Source organism: Halorubrum sp. CGM4_25_10-8A, assembly GCF_005435025.1.
Lineage (GTDB): Archaea > Halobacteriota > Halobacteria > Halobacteriales > Haloferacaceae > Halorubrum > Halorubrum ezzemoulense.
Genome location: NZ_SGTX01000015.1, coordinates 37,556 through 55,292, shown reverse-complemented (window position 1 = coordinate 55,292; position 17,737 = coordinate 37,556). Strand labels below are relative to the sequence as shown.

The window sequence follows — 17,737 nt, the reverse complement described above, 5'->3', positions numbered from 1 at the left end:
CGTGGGTGACCATACTGGTGGCGCTTGACTCACAGTATATGAGCACCGAACGGATCCCGCTGTCCCGACTCGACGGCTCGCACGAGCGAACGCAGCGCCTCCTCATCGAGGTCGCAGACGTGTTCGGCCACAAGTGGCACCCGGTCATCCTCGCGCAGCTGCTGACCGGAGAGCACACGTTCAGCGAACTCGCCGCGGCCATCGACGATGTGTCGAACAAGATGCTCTCGGACAGCCTCTCGACGCTCGAAGCGGAGGGGCTCGTCGACCGCGAGGTGGTGAGCGAGAAGCCGGTTCGGGTCAAGTACGCGCTGACCAGTCGGGGCCAAGAGTTGGAGGCGGTCCTCGATCCGATGCTCAGGTGGGGCCGCGAACACTTGACTGAGAACGGGGCGGAGCGGACGCGGAAGCCAACGACCCCGCACGTTCCCGGTCGCCCCGGCAGAGAGGTGACGGACGATGAGTAGCCGAACCGACCTGCAGACGGACATCTCTCCCGACACGCGGGCCGAACGCGGAGCCGGTCAGCGGGGAGCGAGAGCCGACGAGCCGGAACTCGCGGTGAAGGCCCCTGACCGCGAGGAAGTGTTCCGGACGGTGTTCGGTCTCGGCGAACAGGACGTCCGAACGTACGACGCCGTCGTCGAGGTCACGGGAGCGACGACGAGCGAACTGGCCGATCACCTCGACCGCGACCGCAGCAACGTGAACCGGTCGCTGAAGCGGCTCCGCGAGACCGGGCTCGTGACGCGGGGCCGCCGACTGCTCGACGAGGGGGGCCACGTCTACCAGTACTACGTCGCCGACGACGCGTCCGAGGACCTTGTCGCTCGCGCGATCGATCGGTGGCGGTCGGCGGCGCTCGACGCCGTCGCGTCGGAGTAGCGCCGCTCGCCGTCGATCGTTCACTCCGTCTTTATCCCGTTTCACTCCCGGGCGCGAGCCCGAACGCCTCGTCGCGGACGTGGTTTTCGACGAGCAGCAGGTACGTCGCCTGACTCCATTGGAGGTTCGAGTTCCATCTGACCCGGCCGCTCCCGTCGACGCGCTCGGGCAGGAGCCCGGCAGTTGTCGTCCACTCGCGGGCGTCCTCGAACACGTGGTCGGCGACCGCGTCCGGGTCGCTCCCGCCGAGCCAGCGAGCGGCGTCGGCGTACGCTTCACAGAGCGGCCAGCCACCGTCCTCAATGGTGCCAGTCGGCGTGTAGCGGTCCCCGGGATACCGGCCGAGACAGGGGGAATCGCCTGCGACCCACGCCTCGTCGTCAGCAGCGGCGAGCGTCGCGGCGGCAGAATCGCTGTCCGCGTCGACGACGTTCCACGGCCAGACGGCCATAAACGCCGCCGCGTCGGGCCGAGCGTCGGCCGGCGGGTCGGCCGGCGTCTCCGGGCTGTCCGCCGTGACGAGGACGTCGCCGTACGGCGTGGGTTTGAAACAGTACTTCTCGAAGTTATCCGCCCAGACGGTCGCCCGCTCGCGGCACTCCTCGGCGAACGACTCCTCGCCGCGCGCATCGGCGAGTTCGCTCATCGCGCGCAGGCCGGCGATCGCGGCCGCGGTGCCCTCGGTGCTGTGGCCCCAGATCTCCTCCCACGGGTCCTGGTGCTTCTCCGGGAAGCCGTAGCCGTTGTCGTATGAGAGGAGGAACTCCGCGGCGCGGCGTGACATGTCGTAATGCTCGTCGAGGAGGTCGTCGTCGCCCGTCTCCCGCCAGACGAGCCAGTGTGCGTATATCGGGCCGCCGACCTGATCGAGTTGGAGCGCCCGCCAGTGGGCCTCGCCGGTGACGTAGTAGTTCTGCCACCACGTCCCGTGCCGGTCGATCCCCCGGTCGTCGACGACGTCGCCGGTGATCTGGTTCTCGTCGAACCACCGGAGCGCGAGCCGCGCCTCGTGTTCGGCCCCGGCCGCGATCAGCGCCTGCGTGATGATCACCTGATCGCGGGGCCAGATGAACTTGTACGTCATGTCGCTCGGCTTGAACGCGCCGGCGATGACGCCACAGCAGCCGTCCTGCGCGCACTTCATCGCGGTCAGCGACCGCTCGTACAGGTCGTTGACCTCGGGGTGGTCCGTCGGCCCGTCGGAGACCGTCTCGTGCCACTCCTCCCACGCTGTCGCGAACGTCTCCCGCTCCGACTCGTAACCGCGGTTGAGGAGCCGGAGGGCGTGTTCGACCGCCGCCTCCTCGCCGTACCCGAATCCCACCCCAGTGAGCCACGACGCCGCGTCGGTCTCGCCGACGTACAGCCCGACGCCCACGTCGAGGTTCCCCTCGGCCCGCTCGGCGTCGTCGATGAACCCGTCGTTCCCCTCGGAGATGTCCGCCCAGGCGCTCCGGTCCGGCCCCTCCGCGACGCCGGTGTGACCGATCCGTCGGCCGTCGAACTCGCGGTCCCCGTCGCGGTCCTGTGCGATCGCCAGCCATCGGTCGCCGTCGGTCGCGACCACCAGATCCGCGCCGTCGCGCTCCGTGATGTACGCCTCCTGGACCGCGTTCGGGTCCTCGTGGTCGTGGCCGTGGATCCCGAGGTCGGCGACGGTGTAGAACGTCCGCTCCGCGACCATCTCGAAGTCGGCTTCCGTCTCGATCAGCAAGCCGCAGGTGTCAACGCTCGCGACGACGCGCTGCGTGAGGGTTCCGGTCGATCCCGGCTCGTCGAAGCGGTTTTCGAGGGTGATCTCCGGGACCGTACTCGACGCGTACGACACGTCGCTCTCGACGGCATCGTCGCGGGCGTCGAGCGTGTGCCCCTCATCGGCGTTCCACGCGAGCGCGTGGAGGTCGTAGAACAGTTCCATGTCCGACCGGAACGCCGACGTCTCCTCGATGATCGCCCCGTGTCGGCCGCGCTCGGGGTCGTCGTATCTGTTCGCAGTCAAGAGTACGTTCGCGCCCTCCTCGCGCGGGGCGCTGAGGATTGCGTCCTTGTCGCTCGGAACGGACGGCGCGTTCGATTCGATTGGCATGGTCAGTGAACGATTGACGCGCTGATAAGACCGCGGCGGAAATGTGTCTGTGTTACCAACCGACACGAAAGACGGAGGATCCCGCAGTCGGTGACCCGTCGGTAACCCGCTTACCGCGCGGTTCGCGAAGGGATATACCGTCGGGACCCCTCCAACTACGTATGTCATCCGACGCGGCGCCCGGCGACGGCACACAGGCAGGCGGAATCATCCACGTGGAGAGCGCGGCGTCCTTCGAGGAGACGATCGCGGAGAACGACCAGGTGATCGTCGACTACTTCGCGGACTGGTGTGGCCCCTGTAAGCAGCAGACGCCCATCCTCGAGGAACTCTCTGGGACGATCGATGCCCCGGTGCTCGGCGTCGACACCGACGAGCACAACGGACTCGCCGCCGAGGCGGGCGTCCGGTCGATCCCGACGGTCGCGATCTACCGCGGCGGCGAGGAGGTCGAGCGGTTCGTCGGCGTCACGAGCGCCGACAAGATCCGGGCGGTGCTGGAGTGAGGGCGGGAGGCGCTGAGGCGGTCTGACGGACATCGGACCGCGGTGGCCGTCGACGCGTCTTCCTGTGTCGGTCCGTCTCCGCCGAGCATCTTAACCTGTAAACCGTCTCAGCGACCGCATTGTATTCGGATCCGTGTTGCTGAGCGCCCGACCCGGAGGACACCGGACCGGCATCGTCGGACGGCAATTAAGAGAGTCCGGAGACTTACGCGCTCTCGTCCCGTGTGTCGGCACGTACCGCCGGGGACAGAGCGGCCCCCGCGATGCTGACCGCAGTTGCGACGTTCAGGGAGAGCGTCGGCCGGGCGAACCCGACGGCGACCTCGATGACCACCCAGACGAGGAGCGCCAGCGCGACGCCGATCGCTCCCGACCACGCCCACCGTCGCCGCGTGTAGAGGCCGTAACAGACGACTGATGACCCCAGACCGAACACCAGAAACAACGCGAGACCGGGAAGGAGAAAGTTCTCGATCGGTGCGTTGTTGAGTGGCCCCGTCGGCAGTCCCACGAGTTCGCCGGACGGGGACACAAGTAGCGCTGTGCCACCGGCGAGCGCGCGAACCGATAGCTGTCCAAGCAATAAAAGTAGGAGCCAGAACGAGATTGGACGGCCACGGACACTCATTGTTCAGGCTAGGACCGCCTCGTACACGAAAGTTAGCAATTCTTTGAGCACCGACCAGCTTGCGCAGGGAATGAGATCATTCCGGGTGTGCGACTGAGGCGCACGCCCATAGTGGTTACTTATAGTAACCACGCGTCTTCATTCGTATGGACGAAAGCACAGACTACACGAATAGAGACGACGGAACCGACGACTGTACGACGACGGAGTCGTTCGACGACCACGGCATCGACGACGGGTCGGAACTGATTCGGCGCACCTACTACCGGCTCGTCGCCGACGGCTGGGACACCTTCGAGCCGACTGAGCGGTTCCTCGATCGTCTCGCGGACGCGTTCACGAGAGCGTATCTCACCGTGACCGGCGCCTACGAGCTCCCGCCGCACGTCGCAGCCGCGGTTGACGACGCCCGCGCCTGGGTCGGGGTGGAGTTTGCGGATAAACCCAACACCGACCTTCGCGGGACGGTTGTTCCGGCTTTCTACCGGCACGCCGCCGGATTCCACTGCGCGTACCGGGACTGAACCAAAATGAACTACTGGCGTCTCTGAGAGGTTCCGGCGGTTGTGCGATCCAATAACAACACACGTTTTTGTCCGCGCCGGCTGTCGCCATGATTATGTCCGACGCGTTACCAACGGAATCGTACGACGTAGTCGTCGTCGGCGGGGGCCCCGCCGGCCAGACCGCGGCATTATACAGCACTCGATTAGGTCACCGGACCGCCTTGGTCGACCGCGGCGGCGGTCGCGCAGCGATGATGCAGGAGGTCCACAACCTGATCGGCACGCGGGAGGAGACGAGCGGGAACGAGCTGCTCGGCGTCGGAAAAGAGCAGCTGGAGGAGTACGGCTGCGACCTCCACCGCGACGTGATCGCCTCATGTAATCGCGGGGGCGACGACGACCGCATCGCGCTGGAGGGAAACAGCGCGGTGTACGAGACCGACGCCGTCGTCCTCGCGACCGGATTCAATGACGTTCGGCCGGACCCGCCGCTACCGCGAACCGGCCGCGGGCTCCACTACTGTCTCCACTGCGACGCGCACATGTTCGTCGACAAGCCAGTGTACGTGATGGGACACGCCGAGAGCACCGCGCACGTGGCCGGCATCATGCTCAACTTCACCGACGACGTCGACATCCTCACGCGGGGCCACGAACCCGAGTGGAGCGACGACACAGCGGAGATGCTGGACAACCACCCGATCGACGTGGTCAGTTCGGACGTCTCCGGCGTGCAGAACGGCGAGGACGGCTGGCTGAAGGCGCTCGAGTTCGAGGACGGGACGACCCGCGAGTACAAGGGCGGGTTCGCGATGTACGGCTCCGAGTACAACAACGGGCTCGCTCGCGAGCTCGGCTGCGATCTCAACGACGACGGGACGGTCGACGTCGGTGACCACGGCGAAACGTCGGTCGACGGCGTGTACGCTGTCGGCGACGTGACGCCGGGCCACAACCAGCTCCCGATCGCGCTCGCCGACGGGGCGAAGGCGGGCATCTCGATCCACTTCGCGCTCAGGGAATTTCCGCGGACGCCCGAGGCGCTGCGGGAGGCCGGCCCCGTTCGCGACGAAGAGGTTCCTGGCATCCCGGATGAGCTGCTCGAACAGGCGGTGGATTTCCACACGTACGGCGGGGATTGACCGAATTCATCGGTCGTCGGAACCGACGGCTCCGTCGTCGACCCGAGCCGCGAACTCACTGATGAGCCGCGCGTACGCCTCGGCGTTCTGCGCGAGCGCGTCGACCGTCGTGTACTCGTCGACCGTGTGGGCGGTGTCCGTTCCGAAGCCGATTTCCACGGTCGGGACCCCGTCGTGACGCAGGTTCTTCGCGTCACCGCCCCCGGTCGCGCTCCGGCGGTAGACCTCTCCCTCGACGACGGCTTCCGCCGCGGCCGCGCTCGCTTCGACCAGTGGCGAGTCGATCGGTTCGTAACTCCCACGGCTCCACGAGACATCCGCAACCGAGATCCCCTCTATCTCACCGAGACAGCGCCGGATCGACCCGAGCGCGTCGCGGGTCTCGACGGTGGCGGTCAGTCGGATGTCGACCTCTGCGCGCGCCGACGCCGGGACGGCGTTGACCGCGCTGCCGCCCTCGATCACGCCGAGGTTGATCGTCGGATATCGGAAGAGGTCACGGACGGTCTCGGCGTCTAACTCCTCCTCGTGGAAGCCGACCGACTCCTCAACTATCGGCGCCATCTCTGGGGAGACGTCCAGTTCTTGTGTCCCGAACTCTCGTTTGAGCCGGTCGATCGCAGCCGTCAGTCGGTCGATTGCGTTGATACCGAGCATCGGCCGCGAGCCGTGTGCGGCCTCACCGGTCGCCTCTAGCGTCAGCCAGATCGCGCCGCGGTCGGCGATCGACACCGCGCAGCGTCCGTTCCGTGAGGTGGTCTCGCCAATGACGCAGGCGTCGGGCATGAACTCGATCGCCTCCCTGACGCTCGGGAGGCCGGCGTCGCCGCCGGTCTCCTCGTCGCTCACGAACGCGAACTGTAGGTCAACCGGCGGTGCTGCGTCGGACTCCGCGTACGCGAGCGCGACCTGGAGCATCGCGGCGACGGCCCCCTTCATGTCCGTCGCGCCGCGGCCGTAGAGCCGGTCGCCCTCGCGCTCGCCGAGCGGGTCGCGCGACCACTCGGTCCCGTCGAACGGGACCGTGTCGACGTGGCCGACGAAACACAGCGTCCGGTCGGAGGTGCCGGGAAGCGTCGCGACGAGGTTGGGCTTCTCCGGGTCGACTGCGATCCGCTCAAGGTCGACGCCGGCCGCCTCTAGCCGCGACGCGATCCACGAGACCGCCGCCGCGGTGTGGCCGGGCGGGTTTGCCGTGTCGTGGCTCAGGAGGGTCTCCGCGGTCGAAACGAGGTCTGCCCGGTTATCGGCGAGGAATCGCTCGACTGGCTCCGGGGGCCTCGGCGGCGTCATCGGCTCACGGTACCTCCCCGTCCATCGACCCACGGTACCAGCGGCCCGTCTCGGCGCCACACTCGACGCAGCGGGCGATCACGGCCTCGCGGCTCGACGCCTTGTCGTCCTCGCCCGCCTCCGTCACGCGGTCGAACTCGGTGTCCGCCTCGGCGTCGCAGTCGGGACAGTATCGGAGCCGCGGCATCTCGCCGTACTCTAGCGGGGCGCCGAGTGCGAGCGCGCGGACCGGTTCGTCGCCGCGGTTCCACCCACGCTGGAACTCCTCGCGGTCGAATCGCACGATCTCGTTTTTTCTCACCTCGACCGGTCCGTCGTCTGCTTCGAACGTGGCCGTCCCCGAAATAACGTAGAACGCCTCTTCTTGTACCTCGTGGCTGTGGTACGCGAATGCGAAGCTGTCGCCAGGTTCGAGCTCGTAGTAGTTGACCGCGAGGTCGGTGAGCCCCAACGCCTCGGTGAGTGGTCGCATTACCGCGGCCGGCTGGAGCGAGTTCTCCACGTTGTCGACGCGGACGCGTTTCATACCCGGCAGTGCGCGGCCAATCGAATAAACAGCGCGGCGCTGTGCGGTGGCGGACCCAATCCGCGGACGACCGAATTATAGGAGGCGAACGCCAGTCACCGACGTGAACGTCCGACGAGTCCTTCCGCAGGACGCGATTCCGAGCGTCGACTTGCCTCGGTTCGGCGACTCGTACGACGGAGACGCCGACGACCCGGTTATCGCCGTGACCGACGCAGATCCGCCGCGAGCGTACCCCGTGCGGTACCTCCAGTTCCACGAGATCGTCAACGACGCCCTTGAGGGCGCGTCCGGCGACGACCCGATCGCCGTCACGTGGTGTCCGCTCTGCGGAAGCGCGGTCGTGTACGACCGGATCCACGCGGGGCGGACGCTCGAGTTCGGCGTGTCCGGGAAGCTCGCTGACGACGACCTCGTGATGTACGACCGCGAGACGGGAAGCGAGTGGAAGCAGTCCACCGGCGAGTGTATCGACGGTGCGTTCGAGGGCGACTCGCTCGCCGTCCGCCCGGCGGCAATGCTCTCTGCCCGGGAGTTCCGCGAGTCGTACCCGGACGGCGTCGTCCTCGACCCGCCGGGCGGCGAGAGCGAGGCCGCGAGCGACGGCGACGAGCCCGCCCCGATCGACTACGCTGAGTCGCCGTACGAGGTGTACACCGCGGGCGACGGGTTCGGGCTCGCGGCACACCGCGGCACGGCCGACGGTCGAGAGTGGGACGGCCCCACAGATCTCAATCCGAAGGAAGTCGTGTTGGGCGTCGAGTTCGACGAGGACGCGCTCGGCTTCGCGTTTTCCCGGATGCGGGCGGCCGGCGGCGTCGCGCGGGCGACGGTCGGCGAGCAGGACGTCGTCGCCTTCGCGGCGGATGACGGTATCCACGCGTACGCGGACCCCGGTCACGAGTTCGAGACAACCGACGGTGGCGTCTCCGGCGACGGGACGACGTGGGATTCGACCACGGGCGCCGCGGCGGACGGTCGTCGGCTCGAACGCCTACCGGCGCGACGACTTTATGCGTTCACCTGGCTGGACGACCACGGTCCAGACGCGTTTCACCAACCTGACTCGCTCGAGTGAGCCGCTGGTCATCGCCGAGCCGGATCTCTGAGTCTGGCCGACCGTTCACCGCCGACGCCCCTCCGCCCTCACGCCCCCGTACTCGACGCCGGTGAGGTCGGCGACGTCCCGTTTCCACGTCGTCAGGTCGCGGCGCTCGAACTCGGTCAGCGCGTCGTGACCGCAGGCGCGGGCCATCACCTTCATCAGCTTCACCGTCGCGGCGAAGTAGTTCGCGAGCCCCTCGGCGGCCGAGTCGATCACAAGCCGGTTCCGGAGTCCCTCCTTCTGCGTCGCGATCCCGACCGGGCAGTTGTTCGAGTCACAGGCGCGCATGCCGAGACAGCCGATCGCCTGCATCGCGGCGTTCGCGACCGCGACGCCGTCGGCACCCAGCGCCAGCGCCTTAATGAAGTCCGACTCGGTGCGGAGCCCCCCGGTCGCGATCAGCGTCACGTCGTCGGCGCCGCGGGCGTCGAGGTGGCGGCGTGCCCGTGGAATCGCCGCGATCGTCGGCACCGAGATATTGTTTTTAAACACGTCTGGGGCGGCGCCCGTTCCGCCGCCGCGCCCGTCGAGTATCAGGTAGTCCGCCCCGGCCTCCAGCGCAAAGTCGATGTCGTCCTCGACGTGCTGCGCGGAGAGCTTGAATCCGACCGGGATCCCGTCACCGACCTCACGGACGCGGTCGGCCATCGCCGCGAAGTCGTCTGGGGTCTCTAAGTCGTCGAACCGCGCGGGGCTGACGGCGTCGGTGCCCGGTTCGAGGTCCCGAACCTCCGCGATCTTCCCTTGGACCTTCTCGCCCGGGAGGTGCCCGCCGGTGCCGGTCTTGGCACCCTGGCCCGCTTTGAAATGGAACGCCTGTACGTCCGCGACCTTCTCGATGTCCCAGCCGAACTTCCCGGTGGCGTACTCGTAGAAGTACCGCGAGTTGACCGCCTGCTCTTCGGGGAGCATCCCGCCCTCGCCGGAGCAGACCCCCGTCCCGGCTGCGTCAGCGCCCTTCGAGATGGCGACTTTCGCCTCCTCGCTCAGGGCGCCGAAGCTCATGTCGCTGACGAACACCGGAATCTCCAGTTCGAGCGGGTTCTCGGCGTTCGGGCCGATCACCAGCGTCGAGTCGACCGGCGCCTCATCGTCAAGGGGAGTCCGGTCTAGCTGGGCCGTGAGGATCTGGAGATCCTCCCAGCTCGGCAGCTCCGCCCGCGGCACGCCCATCGCAGAGACACTCCCGTGTTCGCCGATCCCCTCGGGCCCCTCGCGGGCGAGCTTCTGGATGTAATGGGTGTGCGGCTCGGTCTCGGCCTCCGGCTCGCCGTAGAACTCGGGATTTACCGCCGCGTCCACGTCGTCCGCCTCCGCAGCGTCGTCCGGCAGGTCGTACGGCTCCGGGTGGTCGTCGGCCCACTCGGCGACCGCCGCCGCGTCGACGTACACCGCCTCCTCGCCGTCGCCGTCGGCTTCGACCCACGCTGGGAACTTCTCCAGCCGCTCGGAGTTGTCGTACTCGCTGATCCCGGTGTCGTACCGGTAGTCCCAGCCGTGGACGCCGCAAATAAGATCCTCGCCCTCGACGTGGCCGTCGCCGAGGAGCACGCCGCGGTGAAGACACCGGCCGTACAGCACCGACACCTCGTCGTCGTACCGAATCACGACGAGGTCGACGCCGGCCGCTCGGGCGTGGGTCGGCTCCCGGTCTCCGAGGTCACTCCACGTTGCGATCCGCTCTGGGTTGCGTGCGCTCTCGGCGCTCATCTGTCTGTTCGCCGTGTCGTCGGCTCGGGTCGCCCACTCGTTCCGTCCAGTCCCACGTCCGCGTCCGTCAGTTCAGCCGCGTCACCGATCGCTGGCGTCATTGATAAACGGATACACCGCACCGAACCGTATAATGCTCCGGTGAGTCCGGGGTAACCCGGGCGAACCGCCGGGCCGTTCTACAGGCTGAGCAGGCCGAGTGCCTCGGGGCTTGACCCTGAGGCAATTCACTCGACGTTCGTCCGCGACAGCGAAACGGCGAACCCGTCGCCGAAGGGGTCGTCGTACTCGATGTCGAGCCGGTCGTACACTGTCGCGGGAATCGAGAGGTCGACGAGGCGGAGGTCGCCACCGACCGCGGAGAGCCCAGTCTTCGGCAGCGCGAGCGTTACCGTCCGGTCCGGTTCGACCGCGACTCCGGGCGTCTCTCCGGTCGTCGCGTTTGTACCGGACGGAACGTCGAGCGACACGATCGTTTCCGCCGCGCTGTCGACGGCCTCGATCAGTCCCGCCGCGGCGCCGCGGGGCGCCCCAGTCAGTCCGTAGCCGATCAGCGCGTCGACGACGAAACCGTCGAGCGCCGTGTCGGTATCCGTGTCTCTGTCGGGCGATCCGATCGACACGTCCATCGCTTCCAGGATTCGTAGTTGCTCCGCGGTGACGCCGTCGATCGAAGCGGGGTCTCGGTCGAGAACGACCCGTACGGGAAGGTCCCTATTCGCGAGGTGGCGGGCACACGCGAGGCCACCGCCACCGTTCCCCCCGTTTCCAGCGAGCACCGCGATGTGGCCGTCGCTCCCGTCGCTCGACCGGACGTCGAGGACGGCCTCGGCGAGTCCCCGGCCGGCGTGTTCCATCATCCGGCAGAGATCGAGGCCGATCGCTTCGACGGCAACGCGGTCGACCGCCCGCATCTCCGCAGCCGTGACCGCCGTCACGGGGCGCCCATTGGGGTCGTCGAACGCGGACGCGTCCATGCGGCGTTGTTCGGGGCGCGCGTCAAAAACGGTGCGGGGTCGGAGAACCCGGGAGCTACAGCGTGATGACCTGGTCGACGCCGACCTCGCCGAGCGCCTCGTAGAGGTCGGGGAAGCAGCCGACTGTGGCGCCCTCGACGGTGTCCGTCGGCTCGTAGTGGTCGCGGCCGTGTTCGTCGGTGTGGTCGAACTCGGCGAGCCCGCGGCGCGTCGCGCACTGGTCACAGAGCATGAGCAGGATCTCCTGCTCGGCCGCAACGTCCGCGAGCCGCTGACCGAGCGGGTCGTCCTCCCGGAGCGCGTACGTGTTGTCGTGGAAAAAGAACATGCCGACCACGTCGGCGCCGTGCGCGCCGGCCTCCAGCTGCGGGAGGATCATGTCGCCGAGCACGTAGTCGATGGTCTGTCCGGCCGTCGCGAAGACGTATGCTACCTTCACGGGCGAGAGACGGCCAACGGAAGAATTACGGCGGCGACTCCGGCAGGGTTCCCCGCGGCCTGTGACGCGTCAGACCACGACCGCGCCGAACGGGTACGCCGGCGTGTCGGCGGTCCAGACGATCCCGTCCGCGACGTCGACGAGCGAAATCCGGTCGTCGTCGTAGTGAGACACCACGAGCCGCCCGCCGCCCACCGGTGCTGCGACGAGCCCCGGCACGTTCGTGTCGACGACCTCGCCATCGAGCGAGCGAAGTCGAGCGGCCTCGGCGTCGATCACCCACCAGTGACCGTTCGTTTTGAACAGGTCGACTGGGCGGGAGAAGCCGTCGTGGACCGCTTCGAGCGTCAGGTCCGGCGAGAACTCGTGGACCGTCCCGTCGGCCCTCCCCGGGACGAACACGCGGTTGGCAGTGACGACGAGGTCGTACGGGTCCGCCCCGACCGCGGCCGCTTTGCGAACGTGGCCGACTCGGGTCGCAGGTGCGTCTGGCTCTTCGTCCCCGTGACTAGCCGGCTCGAATACGACGATCCGGTCTCCGTCCTGATCGACGGCGTACCCGTGGTGCCCGTCGGGCGTGAGCGCGACACCCTGTACCCTCGCCTCCGGACCCACGTTGACCGTACCAATCCGCTCGTGAGTCGCGGTATCGACGACATCGACGAGGCCGTCTCGCCGACTGCCGCTGTAGAGGCGGTCGCCGTTGGGCGCGACGGCCAGTTCGTGCGGCTCCGCGCCGACGCCGATCCGGTCGGTACGTGCCAGTTCCACCGGATCGATCACCGCGAGCGCGTCGCCGGCCGAACAGGCGACGTACAGCTCGTCGTTCGCGCTCGCGAAGTGCGAAGGGCCCAAGACACCGGTGTCGATGCGGGTCACCTCGCCACCGGGATCGACCGCGGTCACCGACCGCTCGCCCATCGTCGCGACGAACGTCCGGTCGGCAGTCGTCGTCGCGTGGACCGGGTGGCTACCGACCGGCACCTCGCCGAGCGAGTCGCCCGTGGCGAGCGCGAACAGCGCGAGAACGTCGGCGCCCTCGCAGGGGACGGCGACGACACGGTTCGGCGCGTCTTCCGCTCCCTCGCCGGCACCGTCCGAGTTCATCCCGTACAGGAGAAGTCGCCGCTGCTGTCGTCGCCGCCGACGCTCCCCTCGGTCTCGACCACGACATTCGTCGCCGTTTCGACCGGGTGTCGTCCGCGGTCGTCCGCGTTCGCCCACTCACCGAAGCCGCCGTCGTAAACGCGGACGTCATCGAAACCGATCGCCCGCAGCGTGAGCCACGTCGAGGTCGGATCCACGTTGTCGTCGCCGTACACGACGACGGTGTCGCTCGGATCGAGCCCGCCCTCGCCCTCGTACAGCTGGACGAGCCGACCCGGATCCGCCATCCGGCGGCCGGAGACGTTGCCGACCCAGTGGACATCGATCGCGCCCGGCAGGTGGCCGTGGCGCTCGTGGTCGTCGTTCAGCGCGTCGGAGCCGGCCGCGGCCAGATACGCCTCCGGCACCCGCACGTCGACCAGCCCCGGGCCGCCGTCGTTGAACGAGCCAACACGCTCGGCGAGCCACTCCCGGGTGACCCACGCTGACGGCGCCGGGTCGGCGTCGTACGTCGCCGTCGACACGTCGCCGCGGGATCCGGTTCCGAGCCGGCCGTTCCACCCGTCGAGCCCGCCGTTCAGCACCTTGATATCGCCGCGGTGGCCGACCGCGGCGAGCGCGAACGCGGTCCGCGTGACGCGGGAGCCGACGCTCGCGCCGTAGACGAGCACGTCGTCGTCGGGTGCGACGCCGATCGACCCGAACGCGGCCGCGATCCCGTCCGCGTCCGGGACCGCCCCGTCCTCAGTGCCGCGCCGACTCGTGATCGCGTCGAAGGGGACGCGGCGGGCGCCGTAGACGCGCTCCTCGCGGAACCGCTCCGCGTTCCGCGCGTCGAGCACGACGGCGTCGTCGCGGTGCTCGGCCAGCCAACTGGGGCCCACGAAGTGAGCGACGTTGCCCGTCACCTCGTACTCTGCCGCCACGTTGGCCGGCGTCGAGACGCTCAGACAGCCGGCCGTGCTCGCCGCCCCCGCGACCGTCGCGCCGGCCGCGGCGCGGAGGAGTCCGCGGCGCGTCGCATCGCCGCTCCCGTCGCCGTCGGCCTCCGGGGTTTCGTCGGCCATTAGCCGCAGTAGCAGTGGTCGTCCATACACCACGACGCCTCCATGTCGCCGAACGGAATCCCGAGCGACGCGAGCGAGGCCTGGATGCTCGACACCGCGTCGCTCTCGGGCTGGACCGTCCCGGCGGCGGCGCCCGTGGGGGACTCGCCCACCTCGATGGTCGTCGCGACCTCGCGGTTCGCGTGGTCGATCACCGCGACCTGGTTGGCGTCCTGGACCGGGACGTACAGCTTCTCGCGGTTCGGCCCCCATGCCCCGGCGATGCTGCTCCCGCCGACGTCGAGCGTCGTCGCGTACTCGTTCGCCTCCAGGTCGATCACGCCGACGCCCTCGCCCGGGATGAACAGGTACGCCGCGGAGTTGTCCGGAGCGACCTCGCTCGTGATCGGCGCGCCCGGGAGCCCGTCGTCGCGGGTGATCTTCGCGATTTCTTCGGGGTTCTCCGGGTCGGAGATGTCCCAGACGCTCTCGGAGCCCTCGCGGGGCACCTCCGGCTCGCCGCCGAGCGTCCCCTCGCCGTTCTCCACGAGGAGCAGCTCGCCGTCGAAGGAGGCGGTGCACATGAACGGGAGGACGTTCCCCTCGTTCACCGGCTCGCCGGCGTCGACGCGGGCCACGGTCTCGAACGGGTCGACGCTCAGCACGCGGATCGCCTCGTCGGCGACGTCGACCACGAACGCGTAGTCGCCGTCCGGCCCGAGCGTCATGTCGCAGGGCCCGACGTAGCCGGTCTCGATCTCGGCGGTCACCTCGCCGAAGGTGTCGCTGTCGCGGTTCGCGTCGACGCGGAAAATCGCGTGGTTCGCGTCGCCCTCGGGGTCCATCCCGGTCGTGCCGCCGGAGGCGATGAGCAGGTGTTCGCCGTCCGGCGTCAGGTTCGGGTAGTTCGGGGCGAACCCGGTCTCAATGTACGCCAGCTCCTCGAGGGTGCGCTGGTCGACCGCGCGGACGCCCCCGGCGACGTTGAGCCAGAGCACGTCGTGGTCGGAGTCGACGCCGGTGGAGTACTGGTTGGCCGGGAAGGAGGCGGTGGTCCCGAGGAACGCCGAGGTGACGAGCTCGTCGGATTCGGCGTCGATGACGCTCAGCGTCCGGTCGCCGTTGTTGAACACGAACATCGTCGGGACGGCTTCGCCGCCGTCGCCGCCGTCGCCGCCGCCCGAACAGCCGGCGAGGGCGGCGGTCGCGCCGACGGTCCCGGAGGCCTGAAGCAGGCGTCGCCGGTCGACACCGTCCGCGAAGGGGTTTTGGCGGTCGTTGTTCGCCAGTTCCTCTCCCTTCGCGGGTCGCGGGGACGCCGCCGTCTCTCCGTCCCCGGAGTCGCTCGACCCGCAGCCGCAGTTATCGCTCATACGTATCGGATGATCCTTTGTGGCTAAAGCCTCGCCGAACGCCCGTCCCGTTGCCCCGTGTCCCACATTTCGGCAACACTTACGCTAATCTGCGATAAAAGGGGTTCGTTACCGTGTCCGGGGCGGATTTAGGTGCGAGGACAGTAGAACGAGCCGATGATACTCTCGCCGAGCGCCTATATCGGCGTCTCGATCGCCGTCGGTCTCGCCTTCGGTATCTTGCTCCAGAAGGCGCGCTTCTGTTTCGTCAGCGCCTTCCGCGACTTCGTCGCATTCAAAGACACCCGCGTGCTGAAGGGACTGCTCGCCGGGATCGCCGTGATGACGGTGTTCTGGAGCCTTCAGGCGACGTTCGGCTACTTCCGTGGCTTCTGGACGCCCGCGTGGGGCCTCGGGTCGCTAATCGGCGGCTTCGTCTTCGGGCTCGGGATGACGCTCGCCGGCGGCTGCGCGTCGGGGACGCTGTACCGCGCGGGACAGGGATACCTCCAGTTCTGGCTCGTCCTCCTGTTCATGTTCGTCGGATACGTCCTCTTCGCGTTCGCGTTCCCGGTCGCCGAGACGTACTACTTCCAGACACTGAACCCGTTCGAGGGGCAGACGCTCTACCTCGCGCTCCCATTCTCGCCGGCCGTCACCGGCGCGCTCGCGGTCGCCGTGGGGACGCTCGCCTACGCCTTCGTGAAGGGTCGCAGCCAGCTCCCGGACGACCCCTCCGGCGGCACCGGCGTCGCCAGCGACGCGCGGGCACAGGTCGCGCTCGGCGGCTCACGACTGCTCTCGTCGGTGGCGCTCGGCCTCCGCGGCATCGCGAACGGCACCGTTGAGTACGTCCGCGCGCTCCGCGACGACGACCGGCCGCTGAAGACACGCCTGCGCGACTCCTGGGACGCCCGGACCGCGGGCGTCGCGATGGCGCTCGTCGCCAGCCTCTGGTTCTCGGTCCACGGCCACTGGGCGATCACCGGCAGCGAGGCGCGCTGGGCCGGCTACCTCCTCGCCGGCGCCGGCTTCGACGTCGCGAGCGTCGACTACTGGGGCTCGGTGCTCTTCCGCGACGGCAACATCTCGCTTACCATCGACATGCTGATGATCGCGTCGCTGATCGTCGGCTCGTTCATCGCCGCGTACGCCTCTGGCGACTTCCGAATCCGGAAGCCGAAGCTGAACCGCGTTCCGAACTACGCGGCGGGTGGGCTCCTGATGGGCGTCGGCTCGCGGCTCGCGGCCGGCTGTAACATCGCGAACCTGTTCTCCGGGGTCGCGCTCCTGTCGGTCCACTCCTTCCTCGCCGGCGCGGGGATCATCCTCGGCGTCTACGTGATGACCCACTATATGTATCGCGAGGTCGGCTGCGCGATTTAATCGGAATTTCCAACCGGTTCCGGATTTCTTGGTTGAGTCGATAATACGCATGAGTTTGACGGAGTGATTTCTAGGGGATAGATGCGGAACATCTCCAAAACCCCAGCCTCGCGGCTTCCCTTTTGAGTCCTGTCCCGCACCGCACGGCAACCACACCTCACGCCCCCCAGCCTTGTCGGCTTCCCTCCGGTTCGCTCCGGTCGGCCGACTCCCTCGCGCGTGCGATTCGCGCCCTGCGGGCGCTCGTCGGTACGCGCCATCGCGGGTCTCAGACCTAAACCGCCGCATACGTCTTTTAGACGCGACCCTACTCGGATCTAAAACTCTGCGAAAAGAACCCGAGAAACGAGACTACCCGCTCAGGCGTCGGCCGCCGTGCCGGTCTCCAGTTCGAACGTCCACTCCTCGTAGCCGCCGGCCATGCTCGCGACAACCACGTCGTCCTCGACGCCCTCGTAGCTGCTGATCAGCATCGCGGCCTGCTTCGACGATTCGCCGACGGGACAGGCGCACACCACGTCGGTGTCGTCCCAGTCGATGTCGGGGACCATAGACGGGAGATCGCCGAGCGGGACGTTGATCGAGCCGGGGATATGGCCCTGCTCGTACTCCGCCGGCGGCCGCGTGTCGATGACGCGGATGTCGCCATTCTGGGCGCGCTCGTTGACTTCCTCGGGGGTAAGTTCCTCGACCATGGTCACTCCTTCCGCATGAAGATGCGGTAGCGGCCGTCCCCAGACTTCCACACCTTGGCCGTCGCGTCCTCGCCGACCGCCTTCGGGACGTTCTCCGTGCTGGGCACGTGGTCCGTCTCTTGGACGAGCACGTCGCCGGGCGAAAGCCCCGCGATAGCCTTCTTCGCCTCGACCTGTGGGTACGGACAGACTTCGCCGGTCATGTCCTGTACCTCGGTCGCGTCTTCGAAGAGCGCCTCGGCGGTCTCGTCGTCGAGCTCGTCGGGCATCTCGACGACGTCGTCCCACGATAGTTCACTCATGGACTCTCGTACGACACTCGTCGTGGAACCCCTTTCGTGACCGGCA

19 protein-coding genes are annotated in these 17,737 nt (G+C 68.1%); 7 read left to right on the top strand and 12 right to left on the bottom strand.

Features of this window, described 5'->3' with window-relative positions:
• Positions 1-38 precede the first annotated feature (38 nt).
• Entirely contained in the window at positions 39-467 is a 429-nt protein-coding gene (locus EXE52_RS14305) for a helix-turn-helix domain-containing protein (protein ID WP_158414001.1), read from the top strand.
• Positions 460-885: a helix-turn-helix domain-containing protein gene (locus EXE52_RS14300; RefSeq protein WP_137703809.1), complete on the top strand. Its 426-nt coding sequence runs from the start codon at positions 460-462 to the stop codon at positions 883-885. The genes EXE52_RS14305 and EXE52_RS14300 overlap by 8 nt, the downstream gene beginning before the upstream one ends.
• Positions 886-916: 31 nt before the next feature.
• Here the strand turns inward: EXE52_RS14300 and EXE52_RS14295 are convergent, their stop codons facing one another.
• A complete protein-coding gene (locus tag EXE52_RS14295; RefSeq protein ID WP_137703808.1) occupies positions 917-2,971 on the bottom strand; it encodes a glycoside hydrolase family 15 protein in 2,055 nt (684 codons plus the stop codon).
• Positions 2,972-3,132: 161 nt separating this feature from the next.
• Between EXE52_RS14295 and EXE52_RS14290 the strand changes: the two genes are divergently transcribed.
• Positions 3,133-3,477 (top strand): co-chaperone YbbN, encoded by a 345-nt coding sequence (locus EXE52_RS14290; RefSeq protein ID WP_137703807.1) that lies wholly within the window; start codon positions 3,133-3,135, stop codon positions 3,475-3,477.
• A 205-nt stretch (positions 3,478-3,682) separates the two neighbouring features.
• Here the strand turns inward: EXE52_RS14290 and EXE52_RS14285 are convergent, their stop codons facing one another.
• On the bottom strand, positions 3,683-4,009 hold the full coding sequence (locus EXE52_RS14285) for a hypothetical protein (protein ID WP_137703806.1): 327 nt from the start codon (positions 4,007-4,009) through the stop codon (positions 3,683-3,685).
• Between the two features lie 242 nt (positions 4,010-4,251).
• Here EXE52_RS14285 and EXE52_RS14280 point away from each other — a divergent pair, with 242 nt between their 5' ends.
• Both EXE52_RS14280 and EXE52_RS14275 read left to right on the top strand, forming a co-directional pair.
• The gene (locus tag EXE52_RS14280) at positions 4,252-4,629 is read left to right on the top strand and encodes a hypothetical protein (protein ID WP_137703805.1); all 378 of its coding nucleotides are present in this window, start codon (positions 4,252-4,254) and stop codon (positions 4,627-4,629) included.
• A gap of 95 nt (positions 4,630-4,724) precedes the next feature.
• Positions 4,725-5,753 carry an NAD(P)/FAD-dependent oxidoreductase gene (locus EXE52_RS14275; RefSeq protein WP_199239161.1) on the top strand — a complete coding sequence of 343 codons (1,029 nt, stop codon included), beginning with the start codon at positions 4,725-4,727 and terminating at the stop codon, positions 5,751-5,753.
• 6 nt (positions 5,754-5,759) lie between these two features.
• On the opposite strand, the gene EXE52_RS14270 is transcribed toward EXE52_RS14275, so the two are convergent.
• The gene (locus EXE52_RS14270) at positions 5,760-7,046 is read right to left on the bottom strand and encodes a M20 family metallopeptidase (RefSeq protein WP_137703803.1); all 1,287 of its coding nucleotides are present in this window, start codon (positions 7,044-7,046) and stop codon (positions 5,760-5,762) included.
• 4 nt (positions 7,047-7,050) lie between these two features.
• The gene (locus EXE52_RS14265) at positions 7,051-7,572 is read right to left on the bottom strand and encodes a cupin domain-containing protein (RefSeq protein WP_137703802.1); all 522 of its coding nucleotides are present in this window, start codon (positions 7,570-7,572) and stop codon (positions 7,051-7,053) included.
• Positions 7,573-7,675: 103 nt separating this feature from the next.
• Here EXE52_RS14265 and EXE52_RS14260 point away from each other — a divergent pair, with 103 nt between their 5' ends.
• Positions 7,676-8,650: a DUF3179 domain-containing protein gene (locus tag EXE52_RS14260; RefSeq protein WP_137703801.1), complete on the top strand. Its 975-nt coding sequence runs from the start codon at positions 7,676-7,678 to the stop codon at positions 8,648-8,650.
• A 45-nt stretch (positions 8,651-8,695) separates the two neighbouring features.
• Here EXE52_RS14260 and EXE52_RS14255 read toward each other — a convergent pair whose 3' ends face one another.
• The 6 genes from EXE52_RS14255 to EXE52_RS14230 all read right to left on the bottom strand — a co-directional run bounded on the left by EXE52_RS14255 (position 8,696) and on the right by EXE52_RS14230 (position 15,329).
• Complete coding sequence (locus tag EXE52_RS14255) at positions 8,696-10,387, bottom strand: glutamate synthase-related protein (protein WP_137703800.1); 1,692 nt, start codon at positions 10,385-10,387, stop codon at positions 8,696-8,698.
• A 227-nt stretch (positions 10,388-10,614) separates the two neighbouring features.
• Complete coding sequence (locus EXE52_RS14250) at positions 10,615-11,364, bottom strand: NAD(P)H-hydrate epimerase (RefSeq protein WP_137703799.1); 750 nt, start codon at positions 11,362-11,364, stop codon at positions 10,615-10,617.
• Positions 11,365-11,419: 55 nt separating this feature from the next.
• On the bottom strand, positions 11,420-11,803 hold the full coding sequence (locus EXE52_RS14245) for a SaoD/DsrE family protein (protein ID WP_137703798.1): 384 nt from the start codon (positions 11,801-11,803) through the stop codon (positions 11,420-11,422).
• 69 nt (positions 11,804-11,872) lie between these two features.
• Positions 11,873-12,910 carry a YncE family protein gene (locus EXE52_RS14240; protein ID WP_137703797.1) on the bottom strand — a complete coding sequence of 346 codons (1,038 nt, stop codon included), beginning with the start codon at positions 12,908-12,910 and terminating at the stop codon, positions 11,873-11,875.
• Positions 12,907-13,977 carry a sulfurtransferase gene (locus tag EXE52_RS14235; RefSeq protein ID WP_137703796.1) on the bottom strand — a complete coding sequence of 357 codons (1,071 nt, stop codon included), beginning with the start codon at positions 13,975-13,977 and terminating at the stop codon, positions 12,907-12,909. The genes EXE52_RS14240 and EXE52_RS14235 overlap by 4 nt, the downstream gene beginning before the upstream one ends.
• Entirely contained in the window at positions 13,977-15,329 is a 1,353-nt protein-coding gene (locus EXE52_RS14230; RefSeq protein ID WP_137703795.1) for a hypothetical protein, read from the bottom strand. The genes EXE52_RS14235 and EXE52_RS14230 overlap by 1 nt, the downstream gene beginning before the upstream one ends.
• A 156-nt stretch (positions 15,330-15,485) precedes the next feature.
• Here EXE52_RS14230 and EXE52_RS14225 point away from each other — a divergent pair, with 156 nt between their 5' ends.
• Complete coding sequence (locus tag EXE52_RS14225) at positions 15,486-16,694, top strand: YeeE/YedE family protein (RefSeq protein WP_137703794.1); 1,209 nt, start codon at positions 15,486-15,488, stop codon at positions 16,692-16,694.
• Positions 16,695-17,053: 359 nt separating this feature from the next.
• On the opposite strand, the gene EXE52_RS14220 is transcribed toward EXE52_RS14225, so the two are convergent.
• Positions 17,054-17,389, bottom strand: coding sequence for a rhodanese-like domain-containing protein (locus EXE52_RS14220; protein WP_137703793.1), 336 nt, complete (start codon positions 17,387-17,389; stop codon positions 17,054-17,056).
• A gap of 2 nt (positions 17,390-17,391) precedes the next feature.
• On the bottom strand, positions 17,392-17,691 hold the full coding sequence (locus tag EXE52_RS14215; protein WP_089308257.1) for a sulfurtransferase TusA family protein: 300 nt from the start codon (positions 17,689-17,691) through the stop codon (positions 17,392-17,394).
• Positions 17,692-17,737 lie beyond the last annotated feature (46 nt).

Coding starts and splice junctions, on each gene's coding strand:
- EXE52_RS14215 (WP_089308257.1), bottom strand. CDS start 17,691: ATGAGTGAACTATCGTGGGACGACGTCGTCGAGATGCCCGACGAGCTC.
- EXE52_RS14230 (WP_137703795.1), bottom strand. CDS start 15,329: ATGAGCGATAACTGCGGCTGCGGGTCGAGCGACTCCGGGGACGGAGAG.
- EXE52_RS14300 (WP_137703809.1), top strand. CDS start 460: ATGAGTAGCCGAACCGACCTGCAGACGGACATCTCTCCCGACACGCGG.
- EXE52_RS14235 (WP_137703796.1), bottom strand. CDS start 13,977: ATGGCCGACGAAACCCCGGAGGCCGACGGCGACGGGAGCGGCGATGCG.
- EXE52_RS14290 (WP_137703807.1), top strand. CDS start 3,133: ATGTCATCCGACGCGGCGCCCGGCGACGGCACACAGGCAGGCGGAATC.
- EXE52_RS14255 (WP_137703800.1), bottom strand. CDS start 10,387: ATGAGCGCCGAGAGCGCACGCAACCCAGAGCGGATCGCAACGTGGAGT.
- EXE52_RS14305 (WP_158414001.1), top strand. CDS start 39: ATGAGCACCGAACGGATCCCGCTGTCCCGACTCGACGGCTCGCACGAG.
- EXE52_RS14275 (WP_199239161.1), top strand. CDS start 4,725: ATGTCCGACGCGTTACCAACGGAATCGTACGACGTAGTCGTCGTCGGC.
- EXE52_RS14225 (WP_137703794.1), top strand. CDS start 15,486: ATGATACTCTCGCCGAGCGCCTATATCGGCGTCTCGATCGCCGTCGGT.
- EXE52_RS14270 (WP_137703803.1), bottom strand. CDS start 7,046: ATGACGCCGCCGAGGCCCCCGGAGCCAGTCGAGCGATTCCTCGCCGAT.
- EXE52_RS14295 (WP_137703808.1), bottom strand. CDS start 2,971: ATGCCAATCGAATCGAACGCGCCGTCCGTTCCGAGCGACAAGGACGCA.
- EXE52_RS14280 (WP_137703805.1), top strand. CDS start 4,252: ATGGACGAAAGCACAGACTACACGAATAGAGACGACGGAACCGACGAC.
- EXE52_RS14240 (WP_137703797.1), bottom strand. CDS start 12,910: ATGAACTCGGACGGTGCCGGCGAGGGAGCGGAAGACGCGCCGAACCGT.
- EXE52_RS14265 (WP_137703802.1), bottom strand. CDS start 7,572: ATGAAACGCGTCCGCGTCGACAACGTGGAGAACTCGCTCCAGCCGGCC.
- EXE52_RS14220 (WP_137703793.1), bottom strand. CDS start 17,389: ATGGTCGAGGAACTTACCCCCGAGGAAGTCAACGAGCGCGCCCAGAAT.
- EXE52_RS14250 (WP_137703799.1), bottom strand. CDS start 11,364: ATGGACGCGTCCGCGTTCGACGACCCCAATGGGCGCCCCGTGACGGCG.